General features: G+C 44.4%; 16 protein-coding genes and 1 pseudogene. 13 read left to right on the forward strand and 4 right to left on the reverse strand.

What is annotated here, in order from left to right:
- Positions 1–110 precede the first annotated feature (110 nt).
- Positions 111–443: a hypothetical protein gene (locus QUA20_RS12320; RefSeq protein ID WP_333189114.1), complete on the forward strand. Its 333-nt coding sequence runs from the start codon at positions 111–113 to the stop codon at positions 441–443.
- Positions 444–756: 313 nt separating this feature from the next.
- On the opposite strand, the gene recA is transcribed toward QUA20_RS12320, so the two are convergent.
- Positions 757–1,896 (reverse strand): recombinase RecA, encoded by a 1,140-nt coding sequence (recA, locus tag QUA20_RS12325; protein WP_333189115.1) that lies wholly within the window; start codon positions 1,894–1,896, stop codon positions 757–759.
- Positions 1,897–2,214: 318 nt separating this feature from the next.
- Here recA and QUA20_RS12330 point away from each other — a divergent pair, with 318 nt between their 5' ends.
- Entirely contained in the window at positions 2,215–3,831 is a 1,617-nt protein-coding gene (locus tag QUA20_RS12330; RefSeq protein ID WP_333189116.1) for a glycosyltransferase family 39 protein, read from the forward strand.
- Positions 3,832–4,187: 356 nt separating this feature from the next.
- Complete coding sequence (locus QUA20_RS12335) at positions 4,188–5,711, forward strand: peptide ligase PGM1-related protein (protein ID WP_333189117.1); 1,524 nt, start codon at positions 4,188–4,190, stop codon at positions 5,709–5,711.
- A 104-nt stretch (positions 5,712–5,815) separates the two neighbouring features.
- Here the strand turns inward: QUA20_RS12335 and lepB are convergent, their stop codons facing one another.
- Positions 5,816–6,424: a signal peptidase I gene (gene lepB / locus QUA20_RS12340; protein ID WP_333189118.1), complete on the reverse strand. Its 609-nt coding sequence runs from the start codon at positions 6,422–6,424 to the stop codon at positions 5,816–5,818.
- Positions 6,425–6,824: 400 nt separating this feature from the next.
- Here lepB and QUA20_RS12345 point away from each other — a divergent pair, with 400 nt between their 5' ends.
- The 3 genes from QUA20_RS12345 to QUA20_RS12355 all read left to right on the forward strand — a co-directional run bounded on the left by QUA20_RS12345 (position 6,825) and on the right by QUA20_RS12355 (position 8,886).
- Positions 6,825–8,147 carry a dihydroorotase gene (locus QUA20_RS12345; protein WP_333189119.1) on the forward strand — a complete coding sequence of 441 codons (1,323 nt, stop codon included), beginning with the start codon at positions 6,825–6,827 and terminating at the stop codon, positions 8,145–8,147.
- A 61-nt stretch (positions 8,148–8,208) separates the two neighbouring features.
- A complete protein-coding gene (locus QUA20_RS12350) occupies positions 8,209–8,550 on the forward strand; it encodes a DUF433 domain-containing protein (protein ID WP_333189120.1) in 342 nt (113 codons plus the stop codon).
- 3 nt (positions 8,551–8,553) lie between these two features.
- Positions 8,554–8,886, forward strand: coding sequence for a DUF5615 family PIN-like protein (locus tag QUA20_RS12355; protein ID WP_333189121.1), 333 nt, complete (start codon positions 8,554–8,556; stop codon positions 8,884–8,886).
- Positions 8,887–8,927: 41 nt separating this feature from the next.
- Here the strand turns inward: QUA20_RS12355 and tsaE are convergent, their stop codons facing one another.
- The gene (gene tsaE / locus QUA20_RS12360; protein ID WP_172190356.1) at positions 8,928–9,377 is read right to left on the reverse strand and encodes a tRNA (adenosine(37)-N6)-threonylcarbamoyltransferase complex ATPase subunit type 1 TsaE; all 450 of its coding nucleotides are present in this window, start codon (positions 9,375–9,377) and stop codon (positions 8,928–8,930) included.
- 136 nt (positions 9,378–9,513) lie between these two features.
- Positions 9,514–10,914 carry a gluconeogenesis factor YvcK family protein gene (locus QUA20_RS12365; protein WP_333189122.1) on the reverse strand — a complete coding sequence of 467 codons (1,401 nt, stop codon included), beginning with the start codon at positions 10,912–10,914 and terminating at the stop codon, positions 9,514–9,516.
- A gap of 171 nt (positions 10,915–11,085) precedes the next feature.
- Here QUA20_RS12365 and QUA20_RS12370 point away from each other — a divergent pair, with 171 nt between their 5' ends.
- The 7 genes and pseudogenes from QUA20_RS12370 (at position 11,086) to QUA20_RS12400 (ending at position 21,768) form a co-directional block, all read left to right on the forward strand.
- Entirely contained in the window at positions 11,086–11,868 is a 783-nt protein-coding gene (locus QUA20_RS12370; RefSeq protein ID WP_333189123.1) for an ATP-binding cassette domain-containing protein, read from the forward strand.
- Between the two features lie 62 nt (positions 11,869–11,930).
- A complete protein-coding gene (locus QUA20_RS12375) occupies positions 11,931–12,311 on the forward strand; it encodes a four helix bundle protein (protein WP_333189124.1) in 381 nt (126 codons plus the stop codon).
- A 125-nt stretch (positions 12,312–12,436) separates the two neighbouring features.
- Positions 12,437–13,927, forward strand: a complete 1,491-nt coding sequence (locus QUA20_RS12380) for an MlaD family protein (protein ID WP_333189125.1) — start codon at positions 12,437–12,439, stop codon at positions 13,925–13,927.
- 248 nt (positions 13,928–14,175) lie between these two features.
- Positions 14,176–14,868: pseudogene (locus tag QUA20_RS12385) on the forward strand (Uma2 family endonuclease).
- Positions 14,869–14,983: 115 nt separating this feature from the next.
- Positions 14,984–15,346: a Uma2 family endonuclease gene (locus tag QUA20_RS12390; protein ID WP_333189126.1), complete on the forward strand. Its 363-nt coding sequence runs from the start codon at positions 14,984–14,986 to the stop codon at positions 15,344–15,346.
- A 667-nt stretch (positions 15,347–16,013) separates the two neighbouring features.
- Positions 16,014–16,406 carry a tetratricopeptide repeat protein gene (locus QUA20_RS12395; RefSeq protein WP_333189127.1) on the forward strand — a complete coding sequence of 131 codons (393 nt, stop codon included), beginning with the start codon at positions 16,014–16,016 and terminating at the stop codon, positions 16,404–16,406.
- A 49-nt stretch (positions 16,407–16,455) separates the two neighbouring features.
- Positions 16,456–21,768 (forward strand): O-linked N-acetylglucosamine transferase family protein, encoded by a 5,313-nt coding sequence (locus tag QUA20_RS12400; RefSeq protein WP_333189129.1) that lies wholly within the window; start codon positions 16,456–16,458, stop codon positions 21,766–21,768.

Below are 21,768 nucleotides of genomic sequence, written 5' to 3' on the forward strand. Positions count from 1 at the left end.
ATAGATAAACTGCTGCTCATCTCAAAGCCCTACTTCTTAAAGAAAGAAGTGAGGCTGCTGGGTGTTCTGTTGTTCTAAGTTGTTCTAATTAAAACTTAATTTGCGATTTAGTGGCCCAGCAGCATCGCTTCTTCTGCCAAATCTTTGCTTGCAATAACCTTCGGTTCTTTCAGGATAAAAACACAAAGGAAGCAGACAATTACAGCAGCAATTCCGAGTACCTCAAAGAAGCTGCGGTTGCCTGCAACTGTTTGGGGCAGAAAGCTATAAAGGGTGGCGTAAATTACAGATCCGACACTGCCGTAAGCACCGATTTTGTTTTGCCAGTGGGTGTGGGCTTAACTATTTTTCTGCACGACAAATATGCTCAGAAGCGCTCTGCGACTCTCAACCAGCAGATAGAAGTTTTAGAGATTTCCTTCAACCAAACTCCTCAACATTAAACGTGAAATACTCTTATTTTAGAACCCCGACTTCTTCGATGAAGTCGGGGTTCTTTGTATTCTCTCAAATGCTTTATATCGTTTCCGGTTGCACCGGAATTATATAGAGGACACGGCATTGCCGTGTCCCTACCGCGATTAATTGTAGGGACACGGCATTGCACTCACGGTCTCGAAAGCTGTGGGTAATATTAATTCCGATGCTACCGCATTTGATATTACCCCTACATCTTAAAAAAACAGAATAAACAGAGCCCCGACTTCTTTAAAAAGTCCGGGCTCTAACAGCTATGGGATTTATTGACTAAAAGATTTAGATTTCTTCCAAATCCTCTACATCTTCTACATTATCTAGATCTTCTACATTGTCTAGATCTTCTACATCCTCATCATCATTGTCAACAGGGGCAACAGAATTAGCAGAAACCACAGCACCAGTCTCAAGTTTCTTTTTAACTAGCTCCTCAATTTCATTTTTGAAGTCGGTATTTTTCTCCATGTGTTGGATCACTTTGTCTCGTCCTTGAGCTATGTTCTCGCCGTTATAGCTATACCAAGAACCTTTTTTCATAATTACTCCCATTTCGTCGGCCAAGTCAGTCAGACAGCCTAAAGTAGAAATGCCTTTGCCAAATACAATGTCAAATTCGGCAATGCGGAAAGGCGGAGCAACTTTATTTTTAGCAACTTTAACTTTCGTGCGGTTGCCGTATTCTTCGGTACCTTTTTTCAAGCTTTGAATGCGGCGAATGTCGAGCCGCACGCTGGCGTAGAATTTGAGTGCGTTGCCGCCGGTTGTTGTTTCCGGGTTGCCGTAAGTTATGCCGATTTTCTGCCGCAATTGGTTGAGGAAAATGACGGTACAGCCGGATTTGCCGATATTGCCGGTGATTTTCCGTAAAGCTTGGCTCATCAAGCGCGCTTGCAAACCCATGTGGGAGTCGCCCATGTCGCCTTCAATTTCGGCGCGGGGGACGAGGGCGGCTACGGAGTCAATGACTACGATATCGACGGCGACGGAACGCACGAGTTGATCGACAATTTCTAGGCCCATTTCGCCGGTATCCGGCTGGGAAACTAATAGATTTTCAATATCGACGCCTAAAGCTGAGGCGTAGGTGGGATCGAGCGCGTGTTCGGCATCGACGAAGGCTGCGATTCCGCCGGATTTTTGGACTTCGGCGATCGCGTGGAGAGCTAGAGTGGTTTTACCGGAACTTTCCGGGCCGTAAATTTCAATGACTCGGCCTTTTGGCAAACCGCCGCCCAAAGCAATGTCCAGTGTCAGGGCTCCGGTGGGAATGGTTTCTACCCTCATGCGAGTGGAGTCTCCCAATCGGACGATCGCCCCTTTGCCAAAGCTGCGCTCGATTTGGGACAGTACGGAAGTTAGGGCTTTTTGCTTTTCTGAGTTTTCAGTGGAAGTTTTTATAGACGTTTCTTTTTTTGCCATTTGCGGTATGCGGGTAGACCCCTTGCGGAGCTTGTTGATTAACTGTACAACACGTATGTTAGCAGTTATTTTTGGGGTCTGGAGGTTCTGGGAGGATCTGGTTGAAGATTCTTGATTTTAGGGGTGGTTCAGCCTGAGCCAGCTTTCACAAGGCTCGGATCTAGAAGGTATTCAGCATCCGGCAGAGGGTAGAATTATTGTCTGTTGGGGTATGTACTAGGTATCGATCGCTCTCGGAGTGAGGTTTAAGATGGTCTACAGTGCCAAATTCCGTGAAGCGTAGCTATCCCGCAGGGAATCGCCACAATTAGGACAAGCATGGGATCTACAACACATCAAGACACATCTGTTAATACCAAAAATTCCCGCTGGCTGATGAGCTTATTGGCGATCGGCATTTTACTAGGTATCGGATTTCGGTTCTTCGAGATCGATCGCAAACTTTACTGGCACGACGAAGCTTACACATCAATCCGCGCTGCTGGTTTCACCCGCCAAGAAATCGACGACAAACTATTCCAAAACCGGATTGTTCCCGCACCCGAATTGCAAAAATATCAGCGGATTAAACCGGGAAGTACAGAAGCAGATACAATTCGTTCTTTAGCACTAGAAGACCCGCAGCATCCGCCTTTATACTTTCTCATGGCTCGTTGGTGGATGCAGCAATTTGGCAGTTCTCTAACAGCATCCCGCACTTTGCCAGCACTATTGAGTTTGCTGTCGCTACCTTTGATGTACGCTTTAGCTCAGGAACTTTTTGCCTCGAATTTGGCGGCGTTATTAGCAACAGCACTTTTGGCTTTATCTCCCTTTGACATACTGTTTGCTCAGACAGCAAGGCAGTACAGTTTGCTGACAGCCACAGTTATTGGCAGCAGTTGGCTGCTGCTGAGAGCAGTGCGGTTGCGGGGTTGGCAAAATTGGGCGTGTTACTCGCTGGCGATCGCCATTGGTTTCTACACTCACCCTTTTTTCAGTTTAACTCTCATCGGACACGGAGTTTTTATAATTGCTTACTGGTTGTTTGTCAAAAAAAGAGAATTGGAAGGTCACGTAACTAATTCCCTATTTTTTCTAGCAGTAATAGCAGCTTTAATATTGTATTTTCCCTGGATTTACGTGCTGGCAACAAACCTGGAACGAGCATCAGCTACGACAGATTGGACGCGAGTATCTCCTGGTTTGCTGTATCTTGTCAAATTGTGGGCGCTCAGCTTTACAGCATTATTTTTTGACTTCGACTTAGGCTTTGATAATATCTGGACTTATGTGCTGAGATTGCCATTTTTGCTGTTAATGGCCGCAGCGATTTACAAAATCTGCCGCTGGACTAGCAGTTCAACTTGGTTGTTTATTTTAACATCAATTTTTGTACCTTTTTCGATCCTGGCGTTACCGGATATAATCTTAGGCGGCAAACGTTCCGCCGTCAGTCGCTATCTGATTTCCTGCTTTCCGGGAGTGCAGCTAGGAGTTGCTTACTTGCTCGCAAGTAACGTGAAAACTCAGGAGCGGTTTTGGCAAGTTATTTTAGCCTTGGTATTTACAGCAAGTATAGCATCCTGTACGGTCAGCGCTTTTTCTGATACTTGGTGGAGCAAAGACTTGAGTTATTTTAATGCTGAAGTTGCGAAAATTATTAACAAAGAGGCGATAGCTAACCGATCGATTAAAGATACAATTGTAATTAGCGATCGCGGTAACGATTTTACTAACATGGGAGATTTGCTTTCTCTGAGTTATTTGCTTGACAAAGACGTGCGGCTGATGCTGCTGAGCCAGTCGCCAGATATGGAGATGCTGAACAAATATTCGGCTCCCCTGGTATTCCGCCCTTCGGAAAAATTGCGATCGGCACTCAAGCAAAATCAACGCCGCTTAGATCCAATATTGGAGTATGCCAGACTTTTTCGAGTGCGGCGAGCTTCTTAGAGCAGCTTGACAGAAATGGACGCTCGTCCCCGGTAGGGTACGTCAGCCGATTTTAGATTTTAGATTTTAGATTTATTCCACAGATAAATCTGGGAGATTAAACTTTGGTCTAAAATTTTTGGATTTTCACGACAGGAGTACGTGGCACGGTATTCGTTTTTGGGCGGGGTCATAAAAAACTGTTTGAGTTGCCTCAAATATTTCGACTGACACACCTTAAATCACTATTGGGGCATTTTTGTCAAAATTCCCGCTAAAGTGCGTCAGAAAAAAACTGTGTCAGTTGTCTCAGGTATTTGGGCGGACGCATTTGACATAATCAGCAATAATTATTTGAATACTTAGGATAAAACGCAATGCAAGAGTTAAATAATTCATCTTCCGAATCCGCACAGCAATTTCGCAATCTTCAGACAGAATTACGCGAACGCTGGGGAGCGATCGAAGACTTCGACAGCGGAGATTGTGACATTATCGTCATTCCTTCTCTCAGCTTAGATCAGCAAGAAATGCTGAAAATTGAGGGGGCTTACCACTACGAAGAGCGGCATTTATTTTCATTGATTCGCCTGCGAAATCCCCGCACGCGCTTAATTTACATTACCTCCGAGCCTTTGCACCCGATGATTGTGGATTATTACCTGCAATTGTTGCCGGGAATTCCGTTTTCTCACGCGCGCGATCGGCTTTTGCTGTTTTGTGCTTACGATGCTTCTGCCAAATCCCTCACCCAGAAAATTTTAGAGCGTCCCCGCTTGATGGAGCGCATTCGTCAAGCAGCGCGGCCGACAAAATCTTATATGGTTTGTTACAACTCGACGCCCTTAGAACGCGAGTTATCTGTTAAATTGGGGATTCCTTTGTGGGCCAGCGATCCCGATCTGTTATACTGGGGAACAAAAAGCGGTAGCAGGCAAATTTTTAAAGAATGTGGCGTGCCTTGTCCTGACGGTTCCGAGTTGGTTTGGAATGCGGAAGAGTTAGCGGAAGCTGCGGCCGGGCTGTGGGAAAGGCAGCCGCATTTGCAGCGGATGGTAATTAAGTTAAATGAAGGTTTTTCGGGGGAAGGGAATGCAATTTTAGATCTGAAGCCACTCGCAGGTAAAGCACCTACAGAAAGAGCGAAGGCAATTGGCGACAGCTTCCATAATTTACGCTTTCAATCCACAGGCGAAACCTGGGAAAATTTTAGCAGTCGCATTCCCGAATTAGGAGCAATTGCCGAAGCATTTATCGAAGGAGAAAAAAAGTTCTCGCCCAGCGTTCAAGGCAGAATTGTCCCCAGCGGCGAAGTAGAAATTCTCTCAACCCACGACCAAATTTTAGGAGGCCCAGACGGTCAAATTTTCTTAGGCTGCCGATTTCCGGCGGACGAATCTTATCGAATAGCGTTGCAGGAATTGGGATGGAAAGTAGGGCAAAACTTAGCTAAAAAAGGTGCTTTAGAGAGATTTGGAGTGGATTTTCTCGCGGTAAAGCAATCCGATGGGAAATGGGATCTTCAAGCAATAGAAATTAACTTACGGAAAGGAGGCACAACTCATCCGTTTATGGCTTTGAAGCTGTTAACAAACGGTCGGTACGAGCGTACTACGGGATTGTTTTACAGTCAGCAGGGCCGTCCGAAATATTATGTTGCTTCCGACAATTTGAAAAAAGAGCGTTATCGGGGATTGTTGCCGAACGATTTGATGGATATTATTGCTGACAATCAACTGCATTTTGACACCGGTACTGAGACGGGCAGTGTGTTTCATTTAATGGGCTGTTTGTCGGAGTTTGGCAAATTGGGATTGACGAGTATCGGCAATTCGCAGCAAGAAGCTGAGCAGATGTATAACAAAGTTGTGAAAGTGCTCGATCGCGAAACCTCATACTAAATCTCATTTAACCATTAATTATTTGGTCGTGGGAAATGGCTAATAGGTAATTGGTACTTTAAACTGACAACCGCAGATGAAAATCTGCGGGTTGCGGGTTGTAGCTAATTTTTAGGGGGATAAATGGGCGTGGGATCGATCGAACCTGTGCGGTTGAGCGGCCAAAAACGGACGATTGCCCTACCGATAATATTTTGCCTCGGTACAAAGCCCCAATAATGGCTGTCACAGCTTGCGTTTCGGTTGTCGCCGAGCACCAAGTAAGAATTTGGAGCTACAACTACAGGCCCGTAGGGATACTGTGGAATTTCTTCAATATATTTTTCCTGTAGCGGCTGCTTGTTAATAAAAACTTTTCCCTGTTTAACTTCCACAGTGTCTCCTGGAAGTCCGATCACTCGCTTGATATAGGCATCTTTGATCGGCGGCGGCTGTCCCGTGCACAAACTAGCTGGATCGGGAGGCATAAACACTATAATATCTCCTCGCTGGGGCTCTTGGAATCGATAGCTCACCTTATCTATAATTAATCGATCGTTAATTTGTAAGGTTGGAAGCATCGAGCCGGTGGGAATGTAGCGAGCTTCGGCAACCAGGGTGCGGATGCCAAAGGCCAAAAATGCTGCTAAGCCGATCGTCTTAATTCCTTCTATCCAAGGATTTTCGGTGTCTTGCGGAGGTTTTTCGTCGGCTGACTTGTCTAGACGAGTCATAAGTATTAAGTGACTGGGCTGGATACAAATTATAAACTTAATTCGGAGTTTTTTCAGGAAATCTACAAAATCTTCGCCGGCGGGGTGGGTTTTTGCATTGGCCCTGCAGACGACTGCAAAACCTCTATTTGTGTTGAAATAATCTTTTTAGGAGCGGGCTAGGAGTGCCGCCTCCTAAAAAAAAATATTTGTTGCTTCACAGGCATCTGCCTGTTACCTCAAACGCGCCAGGTAAGAAACCCGGTTTCTTACATAGATATATCGTCCTCAACCTCTTATTTTCCGTATAAACCGAGTTTCTGAGCGCAACTCGCATTCATATTTCTTACTATTGACAGAACTCTTTTGAGGATAAAATTTTTCCAGGCTGACACACACCTTACTCATTTAATTATAGCTTATGCTGACCAAATCAAGTTTGTTAATCCGCGGCGCTCGCGTTCTTCTGCCCAACGGCGAGTTTTTAGTAGGGGACGTGGAAATCTGCGAGGGCAAAATTGTTCGGGTTGCTCCGTCCATTGCCGAATCGGGCGATCGAGAAATAGATGCGAAAGGCTTAACTCTGTTACCCGGAGTCATTGACCCCCAGGTACACTTCCGAGAACCGGGTTTAGAACACAAGGAAGACTTGTTTACCGCTAGCTGTGCTTGCGCTAAAGGCGGCGTGACTTCATTTTTGGAAATGCCGAATACGCGACCCCTGACAACAACCCAAGCTGCCTTAGATGATAAACTAAGTCGCGCTGCCGAGAAGTGTTTGGTGAATTACGGCTTTTTTATTGGTGCAACAGCCGAAAATTTGCCGGATTTGTTGACTGCGAATCCGACTCCGGGAATTAAAGTTTTTATGGGTTCGATGCACGGACAGCTTTTGGTGGATGGAGAAGCAACTTTAGAGGCGATTTTTGCCAAGGGCGATCGACTAATTGCCGTGCACGCAGAAGACCAAGCTAGAATCAACCAGAGGCGTCAGGAATTTGCCGGGATTTCCGATGTTGCCGTGCACTCGCAAATTCAAGACAATCAAGCAGCTTTATTAGCAACTCAGCTAGCATTAAAACTTTCTAATAAATATCAGCGCCGTCTGCACATTCTGCACCTTTCAACTGGGGATGAAGCTGAGTTTTTGCGTCAGGAAAAACCGAGTTGGGTAACGGCGGAAGTGACGCCCCAGCATTTGTTGTTAAATACCAGCGCCTATGAAAAAATTGGCAGTTTAGCTCAGATGAATCCGCCTTTGCGCGCACCCCGCGATAACGAAATACTTTGGCAAGCTTTATTAGACGGCGTAATTGATTTTATCGCCACCGATCACGCGCCGCACACATTAGCAGAAAAAGCTCAAGATTATCCGAATACGCCGTCTGGAATGCCGGGAGTCGAAACTTCTTTGCCTTTGATGCTGACGCAAGCAGTAGAGGGAAGATGTACGGTTGCGCAAGTTGCTAATTGGATGTCGGCGGCAGTTGCTAAGGCTTATAAAATTCCCAACAAAGGGGAGATTTCTCCGGGTTTTGATGCCGATTTGGTATTAGTAGATTTGGAGAATTATCGACCTGTGGTGCGAGAAGAAATGGTGAGCAAGTGCGGCTGGAGTCCTTTTGAAGGTTGGAGTTTGACAGGGTGGCCAGTTGTGACTGTTGTTGGAGGAAAAGTTGTGTTTGAGAATGGTAAGTTGGATACAAATGTGAGGGGAGAAGCCTTGACATTTGACGCTGAGTAAGCATGAATTTAACTCAAATGTTATAATTGGGTATTCCTGCATCGCAAAGGCGATATTACCCATGCTTCTCCAAGAACTAGAAACACAACTCCTGGCCTTAACTCCGACTGAGAAAGCTGAAGCCATCCGGCTTTTAACCCAAAGTTTAAACAATAGCTGGCCAGGAATTACCAAAACTCCCGACGTGTGTGGCGGCGATGCTTGCATTGCCAAAACTAGACTTCCCGTTTGGCTGTTCGTGAGTTTGCGCCGTCAAGGTTCAAGCGATGCTGAACTTCTACAATTTTATCCCCATTTGAATGCTGCAAACTTAGTAAATGTCTGGACTTATGCTGAGGCTAACTCCGAAGAAATTGAAACAGCACTCCGAGAAGAAGCAGCAGCAATGATGCAGGAAGTATAATTTATGGCACGTCTCTATGCAGATGAACAGTTCCCGTTTCCTGTTGTGGCATTACTGCGAAATTTCGGTCACGATGCCCTGACTATTCAAGAGGCAGGAAATGCCGGAGATGATGACCCCGAAGTATTAGCCTTTGCTGTGAATAACGATCGGGCCGTTATGACGCAAAATCGTCGGCATTTCATTCGTTTGCACGCTCAACAACCCAACCATACTGGTATTATCGTGTGTACAGACGATAAAAATCTAGAAAGGTTGGCAACACGCATCAATGATGCTATTTCAATTGAGGAAACTTTGAGAGGTAAATTGATTCGTGTCAACCGTCCGCAGTAAGTAAGCGCGAGCGCAGCTATCCCGAAGAAAATCGCCTTTTCTCAAATTTCCAATTGCCAATTCAATAAGTCCCCATTACCAATTACTTCAATTTGCCGCCCGTTATCTAGATAACTCAAATAAATTTGCAAATAATTCTCTGGTTTGTACTGCAATCTTTCCGCCCATTCGATCGCCACAATTCCCAAATCCCTTTCTAACCCGTCCCAATAACTTTCTAAGTGCAAAGCTTCGGCTTCTTCGGGTTCCAGTCGATACAAATCGAGATGGTACAGCGGAACTCGCCCTGCAAAATACTCGTTAATCAGGGTGAAAGTAGGACTTTCGATCGAGTCTGAGATTCCTAAACCTTCAGCGATACCTTGAACCAAGGTAGTTTTGCCAGCACCTAAATCTCCTTGTAATAAGATTACAGTGCCTGGGGGGAGCGATCGACCTAATGATACGCCCAACTTGCGCGTAGCTTCAGCATCTGGAAGAGAAAGTATCATCTTAGTCATTAGTTATCAGTCATTAGTCATTAGTCATTAGTCATTAGTCATTAGTTGCTCGCTTGGGGCTGCTAATAACAAATAACATTAGTCTGCACCGTCAACAGTCAACAGTCAACAGTTAACAGTCAGCAGCTTAAATGTTCTGGGCGCGACCGTACCAACGCAGCAACATCCCCGCCAACCTTTGAGAATTGTGGCGAATTAAACCCGTATTTTTATCTTCATCCATCACGTTTGCGATGACAATTCGCCGCCCCAATTGCGTTACGGCTTCTCGATCGAGTACAACCGGATAAGAATTCTCCTGAGAATAGCGGATCAAAGCCTTTGCAGAAGGGACTTTTCCCTGAACTACTACAGCATCGAACAGAGGCCGGCCGCAAGCGCGGTCGATCGCCCGAATGTGGTCTGCAACACTGTATCCGTCAGTTTCCCCCGGCTGAGTCATAATATTGCACACATAAATGCGCGGAACTTCGCTGTTGGCGATCGCATCAGCAATTTCCGGCACCAATAAATTCGGAATCACACTCGTATAAAGACTCCCTGGCCCAATAATAATAAAATCCGCTTCCCGAAGCCCTTCCACAGCCCTAGGTAAGGCCGGAGGATTAGCAGGAGTACAGCCTATTTTGAGGATTTTTCCGTTAGCTTTTGTAATGCTGGACTCCCCCTCAATCCTGCGGCCGTCAGCGAGTTCTGCCCACAAAGACACGTCGCTCAGAGTAGCCGGCAGCACCTCTCCCCTAACTGCTAAAACTTTAGAACTCGCGGCGATCGCCTGTTCCAAATCTCCAGCAATATCGCTCATCGCCGTCAAAAACAAATTCCCAAAACTGTGACCCATCAAACCGTCACCGGCCTGAAAGCGATATTGAAATAACTCAGTTAATAACTTTTCCTCATCTGCCAAAGCCGCCAAACAATTGCGAATGTCTCCCGGCGGCAATACCCCTATTTCCCGCCGCAGCCGCCCGGAAGACCCCCCATCATCCGCCACCGTGACAATAGCAGTGATTTTGGCGCTGTAATCCTTCAATCCCCTGAGCAAATTAGAAAGGCCCGTACCGCCTCCAAGTGCCACAATTTTCGGCCCGCGGTGCAAGCGGCGGTGGTTGAGGAGGCGATCGACCAATTCCTCATTCCCTTCGGGCATCAGCACTTGAGTAATAGAGTTCAAACTGCGAGTTTGCCCCCACAGAATTAACAAAATCCCGCCAACAATGATGAGCGGCCCCGACACGTAATTGGGAACAACTTCGGCAATCCACGCCAAAAAATTTCTCAACAATTGCAATAAGAAGAAAATGGGAGTCATCCCAGTCCAAATCGCTAAACCCAAAGTGGCAAGTACCACGCCGCTGGCACTGATCAGCAGCCACCGTTTCACCAACAGTCCGGGGGCTAACCACTTAAACCACTGGTGAACTCGCCCGTTCCGCAAAGAAGGGGGGTAAGGATTTCTGGATTGGGCAAAAACCTGCTTGGCTTTAGCCAAGACGCGGAGGGCTTTAGGAAGTGAACTAATTGACATGGTTAATTAGTCTTAAGGGTATTGGAACAGCTCAAGCTGACAAATTTACAATACAAGAGAGTTTTGATTCTGGCAGTCAATTTAAGTCATTAGTCATTAATCATTAGTCATGAGTCATTAGTCATTAGCTAGACTGATGACTGAGGACTGATAATTTATTGATAACATCCTATGGCTGAGCCACTAATCGAACTCAAGGGGGTAAGTAAGTCCTTCGGCCAGAACCCGATCCTCGATCGAGTAGATCTGAGGATTTATCGGGGAGAGGCCCTGGCAATTATTGGCCCTTCCGGGACGGGGAAATCTACGATTTTGCGGATAATTGCGGGTTTGTTGGCCCCGGATGCCGGTGAGGTTTTCGTTCAGGGACAGCGCAGGGTCGGATGGGTGGACGACGTGGCAGATCCGATCGGAATTGGGATGGTGTTTCAGCAAGCGGCTTTGTTTGATTCGCTGACGGTGGAGGAGAATGTCGGTTTTTTACTTTACCAGCATTCTAAGCTGCCGCGCCGCCGCATTCGGGAATTGGTGGAGGAAAAGTTGGAGATGGTGGGTTTGCCGCGAATTGGCGAACGCTATCCGGCGCAGTTGTCTGGGGGAATGCGGAAGCGGGTAAGTTTTGCCCGCGCCATCATGGCAAATCCTGATAATGACAGGGATAATCCAGAGGTTTTGCTGTACGACGAACCGACGGCGGGTTTAGATCCGATCGCTTCGACGGTAATTGAAGATTTAATCCGCGAGTTGCAGGCGGCCCAAGGTGTTTGCAGCACTTATGCGATCGTTACTCACCAAGACAGTACCATCCGCCGCACTGCCGATCGCATCGTGTTTCTCTATCGAGGCAAAGTGCAGTGGGAGGGAACTGTCAGCGATATTGCATCAACAGATAATTTGTTAATTCAACAATTTTTTAGCGGCAGCGTTACTGGCCCAATTCAAGTGATTGGATAGTCAATTGTTATTAGTCATTAGTCATTAGTCAGCAGTCATTAGTTATTAAAGTCGAGGGTAATATGGCTACAAAAAATTTTCAGGAATTGCGGGTTTATAAATTATCAGAACGACTAGCTGATGAAATTTGGAAAGCTGTTAACACTTGGGAGCCATTTGCCAAAAATACGATCGACCAACAAATTGTCCGTTCAGCCGATAGCATCGGTGCTAACATAGCAGAAGGAGTCGGACGAGGCAGCTATCAATACAATAAACGTTTTGTCAAGATAGCTAGAGGTTCTTTATATGAAACTCAACATTGGTTGAGACGAGCTTACACTCGAAACCTTTTAACTCTTGAACAAGTCAATATATTCACAGCAATCATTAATGACTTAGCTCCTCAATTAAACTCCTACATACACTCTATCGGATCATCCCCTAAAAATCACGAGCAATAAATCACAAACAATAACTGAGTGCTAACAACAAATAACTAATGACTAACAACTAGCAACTAATGACTGATGACTGATGACTGATGACTGATGACTAATGACTGATGACTAATGACTAATGAGGTAATATGCAATCGCGAACTGTAAGAGAAGGTTCTGTCGGGTTCTTAATTTTAGTAGGAATCGGTTTATTTGGTGGTTTAGTGCTCTGGTTGCGGGGCGTGCAGGTAGGCAACCGCAGCTACAAATTCGCCGTAGAATTTGCCAGCGCCCAAGGAATGCAAATAGGCACGCCCATCAGGTATCGCGGAGTTGCAGTCGGTAAAATTACCGCCCTCAAACCGGGTTCCAACGGCGTAGACGTGACGCTGGAGATTGCCCCCGGTACTTTAGTGATTCCCCGGGATGTGGTGATCGAAGCGAATAAATCCGGTTTAATTGGCGAATCGTCGATCGACATTACCCCCAACTCGATTTTGCCAGAATCATTACTTACCGCCAATCCCGTTAGTGCCGACTGTCCCCCAGAGATTATCTGCCAAAATTCGCGCTTAAAAGGTCAAGCTGGAGTCACTATCGACGAACTAATTAAATCCACAGTCCGCCTAGCTAATTTCTACACTGACCCCGCGCTGTTCAACAATATTAAATCCCTGGCAGAAAATACAGCTAACACAGCTAAAGGCGCTGCTAAACTCACTCAAGATTTATCAAATTTAACTCAAACTGCCCAAACCGAAATAAAAACTTTGAATCAATCTGTACGGGGAGACCTTGGCAGCTTAAATCAATCAATAAAAACCGATTTAACAAGTTTAAATCAATCCTTAAAGGGAGAAGTTAATAGTTTAAATCAATCATTAAAGGGAGAGGCAAGCAGTCTAAATCAATCGCTTAAAGGGGAAATATCAGGAGTCGCGGCTGATATTTCTAAAGTAGCAGCTACGGCGGACACTTCCACAAAAGCCGTATCTGCCGCTGCGATAAATTCTGCTAATTCAGTAACTCAAGCAGCCAATCAAGTTACATTAACAGCTAACCAACTCAATTCTTTAGTAGCAACCAACCGCGCCAGTTTAGTTTCAACTCTGAATAACATCAATCAAAGCAGTCAGGAACTGCGGGTAGCTGTCAGCAGTTTGAGTCCGACAATTAATCGAATCAACCAAGGACAATTGCTGAACAATTTAGAAGTTTTATCAGCGAATGCAGCCCAAGCTTCTGGTAATTTGCGAGATTTATCCAGCCAGGTAAACAATCCGGCCACTTTGCTATTATTGCAGCAAACTCTTGATTCTGCACGAGCTACATTTCAGAACGTCCAGAAAATTACTTCCGACGTGGATGATTTGACGGGAGATCCGGCTTTCCGCAACAATATTCGCAGGTTGTTCAACGGATTAGGAGGCTTGTTGGGTTCGACAGAACAACTGCGACAGCAAGTTAAAGTGACTCAAACATTAGCTCCCCTTTCTGAGAAAGTAAATGCGAGTAAAACTGCCAGAAATCCATCAGTAGAGCCTGGATTTCCTCGCTTGCAAAAACAGCCAAAATTGCCTGTTATACCTTCTAAAACTGCAAGATCAGTAGAACAAGTTGCTCCAGAAAACACCCCTTAAAACATGGTATCATTGAATAACCGCAATTGCACAACAAGATTCGCAAGCTACTTTAGTTAGTAACCAGCGCAATACGCACCCCACTTACAGCTAGTTAATAAGGTGCGACTTTCGCACCAGGTATTAAAGTTATTGTCCAAATCCTATTAACAAAAAACTCTTTCTATCGAAATAAGGAAAACCTAATGACGCAAACATTATCGAAACCGGACGCAACCAAAAACCAGTATACTATAACTTGAGAAAAATTGCCAGATGACTTTAAATTACCAGACGATCCTGTGGAAAACAGCGACCAACCACTTTTAGCCACGGCCCTCCGAGAAGCCTTGGAACTCGCAGGATTTATCCTAGCTTTAATGCTAATAGCTTCCAATTTTGGACTCTGTGCCAAAGTTAACGACAAAACAGTAGTAAAAGCACTGGATTGGGTGTAGGTTCCCTCGGTATTGCCAACAGAAACAGGAGAAATTTGCTGCAGCTATACGCCCAATGCTGAGGGAGAAGTACCCGCAGTAGTGATGGAATTTTTATCGGATACTGACGGCAGTGAATATTCAAATAAACCGACATATCCTTACGGGAAATGGCGGTTTTACGAGCAAATTTTGCAAGTACCGATCTATGTAATTTTTGAACCTAAATCGGGAGTGTTGGAAGTGTACAGACTCTCGACTTCTGGAGAATACGAATTGCAAGAACAGGATGCTAATCAGCAATTCTGGATAAAATCAATGGGTTTATTTCTGGGGCTTTGGGAAGGTAAAAAATCTCAGAGAACGGGTTATTGGTTGCGTTGGTGGGATGAGAATGGCAATTTGCTGCTGTGGGGTGCGGAACGGGCCGAAGAGGAACGCCAGAGGGTCGAAGAGGAACGCCAGAGGGTCGATCGACTAATGGCATACTTGAGAAGTCAGGGTATCGATCCTGATGGCATTTGAAGGTGTGGAAGGTCGATCGACCTTTGGGCCCTTAATCCAATCCCATTTTGATTGCACAATCGAGTCAGCAAGGGCGTTTTAGATTAAAAATAACCACAATTAAGGAGCGATCGGCATGACTGCAACAACATTAGAAGAAAAATTAGATCGGCCGTTGCTATTTCCAGGGTTAACTTGGGAACAATTCAAAACCTTAGAACCGGTGCTGGATATTTCAGGAGTTCGGCTGTCATTTTTAGATGGGATACTGGAGATTCAGAAAAAGCCTGGAAGAAAACACGAAACAGCCAAAGGACGTATCGGTGCGTTGGTAGAAACTTACATGATGGCGGCAGGAATCGATTTCACCCCTACGGAGTCTCTGACATTAGAAAATGAATCGCGACTGGTGAAGTGTGAAGCAGACAAGTCTTACGAATTGGGTGCTGAGAGAGAACGTCCCGATTTAGCGATCGAAGTAGTCGTCACTAGCGGCTGAATTGATAAGCTAGAGGCTTACAAACGGCTGCAAATCCCTGAATTCTGGTTTTGGGAAAACAGCCGACTGTCTCTGTATGCTCTCAGCCAGCAAGCATACGAAGAGATTGCAAGTTCCCAATTGCTCCCACAACTCGATATTGGTTTACTCGTCAGGTGTGTTCATATGCCGAGTCATGTTGAGGCAATTAAGGAATTCAAAAGGGCGATCGATCTCAATACTACCAACAGGAAGATAGCTATCAATTGATTACTGAAAGTCGCCGTGAACTGTTGCAACTCCGTTGATAAATAAATTAAAAACTCATTGTTTTTGCTCGGGAAGATAATCGATAAAAATTACTGCTTTCTGATGAATTAGCCTCAGCACTAGAAGCGGAATGCCAGCGTGCTCATGAACTCGCATCTTTGCTAGCGTGTTACCGAGTCGGTTTGGCGAATAGCCTGAGAGTAACGGCTAAAAAGTAAGGGTGCGATCGCCATTCACCGAACTCGATCGCGTGTTATTGTTACCTAAATGTCCTTGACAAATCTCAGGTTTTGTGTAAATGCTAAAATTGCTCTCAAATTTTAAATGGCGAAAGGCGATCGTTTTGCGATCGAACTTGGGCAATCTAGATATAGGCGCTTCTTGAGTGCCTGGAAAACAGCGAAACCAAGAGTTAGCAATGGAAAGTACACAGAAAAAATCTAGTGCTCGTCCGGTTCATCGGAGCGATCGAATTAAGCAGATTTTTGCGTTAGTATCAATGGTTTCGTTTGGTGGTTCTGCGATTTTTGGTATTTTCAGTCTGTTCAGCAGCGGTTTGAGCAGCCAGCACCAACAAAAGCCGACGCCTATGGCTGTTTCTCAGGAGTCTTTGCTGGCGGCGCAGGAAAGGGGATATGAGACGGTTTTGCAGCGGGAACCGCAGAATCAGACGGCTCTGGAGGGCTTGGCAAATGTGCGGTTGCAGATGAATAATAAGGTGGGGGCGATCGAGCCTTTGGAGAAGTTGGTGAAGCTCAATCCTGACAGAGCTGATTATAAGGCGCTGTTGGGGCAGGCAAAGGGGAAGTAGTAGGCGATCGGTAAGCCAATAAACAGTTGAAAACAGGGTCTTTAAAATAATGGAAAATAACGTTTTCGATTATGAACTCAACCGTCTGATTCCTCCTGAAATTAAAAACGATGATTTTTACAGAACCCTCCAAAATATTGCCAAAGAAGAAGATATTCAAACAGTTTTAGAAATAGGCTCATCTTCAGGGCAAGGTAGCACAGAAGCATTGGTAACCGGGCTGCGGGAAAATCCTAATCAGCCCACATTATTCTGCCTTGAAATTTCAAAGCCTCGGTTTGCAGAACTCCAAAATACTTACAAGGACGATCCTTTTGTAAAGTGTTACAACGTCTCGTCTGTTTCAATAGAACAGTTTGCTGATGAACAGGAAGTCATTAAATTTTACAAAAGCAATCAGACAAATCTGAACTACTATCCACTTGAACAGGTTATAAACTGGCTGCATCAGGATATTGAATATATAAAGCAATCAGGGGTATCAGGGAGGGGTATCGCTCAAATTAAAGAACAAAACAATATAGATTTTTTTGACGTTGCACTAATAGATGGATCGGAATTTACGGGAAGTTCAGAACTAGACGAGGTTTATGGAGCAAAATATATTATTTTAGATGATATTAATACATTTAAAAATTATTACAATCTCCAGCGGCTGTATCAGGATTCCGATTATACTCTGATCGCCGAAAACAATAGTGTACGCAATGGGTTTGCAATTTTCAAGAAAAGGGCAGTTCAACCAATCAGCTATACAACCATTCAGTCCGCTGTTGAAGCCATTCAAGGTTTCATGGTTCCAGGGCAAGAAGAGTACCTTTTCAATAAAGTAAAGTCCCTCCCCAATGATGCTGTAATCGTTGAAATAGGCTCGTACAAAGGACGCTCCACCGTTGCCATGTCCTATGCCTGCATAGGCACTAATCGAAAAATTTATTGCATAGATACATGGGACGGAAATGATACGGACTTTTCGGACAGAAACTTTTTTGATATTTGGCAAGAAAATATAGAAAAAAATGGATTATCTCAATATGTAGTACCATTGCGGGGTTATTCGCATCAAATATTAAGCCAGTGGGAAGGATTAACAGGAGACAAAGCTATTGATTTTATTTTTATTGATGGTTCTCATCAGTTTTTAGACGTTTTGAAAGACTATGAGCAGTCACTCCCCCTTGTTAACGATGGGGGATGGATAGCTTTTCACAACGTTGTACCTACTTGGCCTGGTTCGGAACTTGTATGGCACAATATTGCCAAACATCGCTTGCTCAATCATGAGTATTCGTCCACTCTCGCCTGCGGTCAAAAAAAATCTACTGCTTTCTCCTCTACTTCATCACTTGAATTACCGATTCACTTCTTTACTATTGTCCTCAATGGTGAACCATTCATCGAGTATCACATAGAAGTATTCAAACAACTCCCCTATAAATGGCATTGGCATCTAGTCGAGGGTGTAGCGGACTTGAAGCATGATACAGCGTGGTCTTTGCGAAATGGCGGACGTATTACCGACGAAATCCACTCCAAGGGACGCAGCAATGACGGCACTGCAGAATATCTAGACGAACTGGCACAGCTATATCCAGAAAATGTCACTGTTTATCGTAAACCAGAGGGTATTTTCTGGGAAGGCAAACGTGAAATGGTGAATGCACCACTACCTAATATTCGCGAGGAGTGTTTGCTGTGGCAAGTGGATGTGGATGAATTGTGGACTGTTGAGCAACTCTGTACTGCCCGATATATGTTCATCAATAATCCTGAAAAAACCGCTGCTTTTTATTGGTGTTGGTATTTTGTCGGAGAGAATCTGGTTATTAGCACTCGCAACTGTTACGCTCAGAACCCAGCACAAGAATGGTTGCGAACTTGGAGGTTCAAGCCGGGTCACGTCTGGGTACGTCATGAACCCCCCATTTTAGCTGAACCTTTACCAGATGGTGAGTTGAGAAATGTGGCAGAGTTCAACGCTTTTCGACACGAAGAAACAGAAAACCGGGGATTAGTTTTCCAGCACTTTGCTTATGTGATACCAGAACAATTGAGGTTTAAAGAACAATATTATGGCTATACCAATGCTCTCTCGCAATGGACAGCTTTGCAGCAGCAGACTAAATTTCCAGCTCTATTACGCCAGTATTTAGGCTGGGTGCAGGATGGAACAACCGTTGATACTGCCGAGTCCTGCGGTGTAGTCCCGATCTGCCAAAAAGAATCTAACGGCACCCGGTGGCGATTTGTAGAACCCGATGGATTACAAAGTAGAACTTTAACAACTCAAACACAATCTACGAGGATTCTGATTGATGGCGTTTTTTTCCAACTTTACAGAACAGGAATAGCTCGTGTCTGGAAATCTTTGCTAGAAGAATGGGCCAAAAATGGTTTTTCTCAACATATTATCATTCTGGACAGGGCTGGAACCGCTCCCAAAATTGCGGGGATTCGATACCTTACTATCCCAGCTTATAACTACGGGACAGCGGACGCCGATCGCCAAATGCTACAGCAAGTGTGTGATGAAGAGGGCGCTGATTTATTTATATCCACCTATTATACGACTCCCCTATCAACCCCTTCCGTATTCATGGCTTATGACATGATACCAGAAGTTTTACAGGCTAATTTGAATGAGCCAATGTGGAGGGAAAAGCATCACGGTATCCGCCATGCCTCCGCCTATATTGCTATCTCGGAAAACACAGCCCAAGATTTAGTAAAATTTTTTTCTAATATAGATTTAGGATCAGTAAGTGTAGCTCACTGTGGAGTCAAAAGCTCTTTTTCACCAGCTAGTAAAGAAGAGATTAGTAATTTTAAGAATAAGTATGGCATTTCAAAACCATACTTCATTTCAGTCGGGGGTGGTTCGGACTATAAAAATACTGAATTGTTTTTTCAAGCATTTGCTCAACTTAGCAGTAAGCAAGGATTTGAGGTTATTTGTACAGGAAGTAGTGTTTTATTAGAATTAGAGTTTAGAGCTTACACAGCCGGGACGGTAGTTCATAAGCTAAACCTTAATGATGAAGAACTTAGAGTGGCTTATTCGGGTGCTATTGCACTGGTTTATCCCTCACTGTATGAAGGGTTTGGATTACCAGTGCTGGAGGCGATGGCTTGCGGTTGCCCAGTCATTACCTGTCCTAATGCTTCTATCCCCGAAGTGGCTGGAGAAGCAGCTTTATATGTAAATGATAAGGATGTTGAAGGATTTGCCCAGGCACTTTGCGAGGTACAAAAACCCAAGGTTCGGAACTCATTGATTAGGGAGGGTTTAGAACAAGCTAAAAAGTTTTCTTGGTCAAAGATGGCTAAAATAGTTTCTTCGGTTTTAATGAATATGGCAATTTCTATAACAAATGAAAATGGGGATAAGTCGGAAGGATATAACCCGCAAGAATCTATCAAAAAGCTATTGGTGGCAATGCGAGACCAGCCTGCTTATCAGTTATCTTTGCAATCAAGTCTCTCCCAAATCCCTGAGCCATTCCTTAATGAATACATCAGCTTACTATTTAAAACCCCCCCTTTATTTCAGGAGGTTGGGGAAGTAGAGAAATACTACCAACATATACAGCGATGGGTAGATGAGCTACATACCAACATCTTTGCTCCACTTGATGTTGAAGTGTGGCGAGAGGTGGCTATAACTTTCACCTATTCGGCGAACTTTGTCCTTTACTTTACAAAAGCAAACTTGAAGGATATATATGTAAAGCGAGCAACAATTATAGAACAGACTTTAAGAAGTAAAGGGCATCAGCTCGATTATAGTTTCCCTGAAAAGCTGCAAGACACAAGTAAGATCAGGTTAGGAATTATTGCTACTAATTTTAATCCCCAAGCAGAAATATTTGCTACATTACCAGTCTACAAATCCTTGAATAGGGATTTGTTTGAAATTATTATCTATTTTGTCAATGCTACGGGTCATCGGTTTGAACGCTATTGTCTAGGTTGTGCTGATACTGCTGTTCGACTTCCGCAAGATTTGGAGAGCCAAGTACAAACTATCCGTGACGGCGATCTAGATATTCTTTTTATTGCTACTAATGTAACAGCACAAACTAACCGAATTGCTGAGCTAGCTGTTCATAGGCTGGCACGAGTGCAAGTAGTTGGCATGAATTCCCCTGTAAGCACAGGGATGCGTCATGTAGATTACTACATTTCTAGTAAACTGACTGAAGCTGGAAGTAACCCTCAGCAGCATTACAGTGAAACCCTAGTTACTTTAGATGTTCCTGCTCAATGTTTTGACTTTGCTACTGAAGAACAGCTCTTAACAACTATAAATGTCAATAGAGAAATCTTAAATATTGCTCAGAGTGCTGTTATCTATATTTCAGGCGCTAATTTTTATAAAATTATCCCAGAAGTTGAAGAGACTTGGGCGAAAATACTAGCTAGCGTACCCAATTCTGTGCTGGTACTATATCCTTTTAATCCCAACTGGGCTCCTATCTATCCAGTAACAGCTTTTCAGCAACGTATATTGGCTACACTGGCAAGGCACGGTGTAGGGAAAGATAGGTTAATCCTTCTTGACGCAGTGCCTAACCGGGCTGATGTAAAGGAACGCTTAAAAGTTGCAGATATATATTTAGATTCGTATCCTTATGCCGGAATGACATCGCTAATCGATCCACTAGAGGTTGGTTTGCCGACAGTCGTGATGTCAGGAGATTATGCGCGTTCTAATATGGGAGCATCATTGCTGCGAGAACTGGAAATGTTTGATTTAATAGTGGATAGCGAAGAAGCTTATGTCAAGTTGGCAGTTGCTCTAGGAACTAATCCAGAATTGCGGTTCCAGAAAAGTAACCTGCTCAACCAAAAAATGCAGAATACCCCTAGATTTCTGGATAGCCGTTCTTACTCTGCCAGGATAGGGTTAGTGTTTCAAGAGATTTTTGCAAAATATCAGGGAAATATTCTTAAAGACAACTTAAGGTTGAGCGCGCTTAACCTGATTATCTTCCCTGATTGGGGTCAGCCTGAAGAATTACTCTTACAAGAATTAGTAAGTGTCATTAGAGCGATCGCCACTCACCCAGACAAAAGTAAGATGACTTTACTGGTAGACAGTAGCAATGTTTCTGATGATGATGCCAATCTTATTTTGTCGAGCGTTGCCATGAACCTTTTAATGGAAGAAGATTTAGATGTTTCCGAGGGACCAGAAATTTCACTTGTTGGACAGTTGAGCAAAATTCAATGGCAAGCTTTGATGTCCCACCTTCAGGGGAGAATCATGTTACAGCATGAGGATACAGAGGCGATCGCATCCTTAGAAGCAGGTAACCTCTCCTCGTATACGATAGATAATCTCAGAAGCATGAAGTATTGA

The organism is Microcoleus sp. Pol7_A1 (genome assembly GCF_036701085.1).
In the GTDB taxonomy this organism is placed as follows: Bacteria; Cyanobacteriota; Cyanobacteriia; order Cyanobacteriales; family Microcoleaceae; genus Microcoleus; species Microcoleus asticus.

What these genes read in the sequence shown, in the direction of transcription:
- recA (WP_333189115.1), bottom strand. Translation starts at nt 1,896, where the DNA reads ATGGCAAAAAAAGAAACGTCTATAAAAACTTCCACTGAAAACTCAGAA.
- QUA20_RS12330 (WP_333189116.1), top strand. Translation starts at nt 2,215, where the DNA reads ATGGGATCTACAACACATCAAGACACATCTGTTAATACCAAAAATTCC.
- QUA20_RS12335 (WP_333189117.1), top strand. Translation starts at nt 4,188, where the DNA reads ATGCAAGAGTTAAATAATTCATCTTCCGAATCCGCACAGCAATTTCGC.
- lepB (WP_333189118.1), bottom strand. Translation starts at nt 6,424, where the DNA reads ATGACTCGTCTAGACAAGTCAGCCGACGAAAAACCTCCGCAAGACACC.
- QUA20_RS12345 (WP_333189119.1), top strand. Translation starts at nt 6,825, where the DNA reads ATGCTGACCAAATCAAGTTTGTTAATCCGCGGCGCTCGCGTTCTTCTG.
- QUA20_RS12350 (WP_333189120.1), top strand. Translation starts at nt 8,209, where the DNA reads ATGCTTCTCCAAGAACTAGAAACACAACTCCTGGCCTTAACTCCGACT.
- QUA20_RS12355 (WP_333189121.1), top strand. Translation starts at nt 8,554, where the DNA reads ATGGCACGTCTCTATGCAGATGAACAGTTCCCGTTTCCTGTTGTGGCA.
- tsaE (WP_172190356.1), bottom strand. Translation starts at nt 9,377, where the DNA reads ATGATACTTTCTCTTCCAGATGCTGAAGCTACGCGCAAGTTGGGCGTA.
- QUA20_RS12365 (WP_333189122.1), bottom strand. Translation starts at nt 10,914, where the DNA reads ATGTCAATTAGTTCACTTCCTAAAGCCCTCCGCGTCTTGGCTAAAGCC.
- QUA20_RS12370 (WP_333189123.1), top strand. Translation starts at nt 11,086, where the DNA reads ATGGCTGAGCCACTAATCGAACTCAAGGGGGTAAGTAAGTCCTTCGGC.
- QUA20_RS12375 (WP_333189124.1), top strand. Translation starts at nt 11,931, where the DNA reads ATGGCTACAAAAAATTTTCAGGAATTGCGGGTTTATAAATTATCAGAA.
- QUA20_RS12380 (WP_333189125.1), top strand. Translation starts at nt 12,437, where the DNA reads ATGCAATCGCGAACTGTAAGAGAAGGTTCTGTCGGGTTCTTAATTTTA.
- QUA20_RS12390 (WP_333189126.1), top strand. Translation starts at nt 14,984, where the DNA reads ATGACTGCAACAACATTAGAAGAAAAATTAGATCGGCCGTTGCTATTT.
- QUA20_RS12395 (WP_333189127.1), top strand. Translation starts at nt 16,014, where the DNA reads ATGGAAAGTACACAGAAAAAATCTAGTGCTCGTCCGGTTCATCGGAGC.
- QUA20_RS12400 (WP_333189129.1), top strand. Translation starts at nt 16,456, where the DNA reads ATGGAAAATAACGTTTTCGATTATGAACTCAACCGTCTGATTCCTCCT.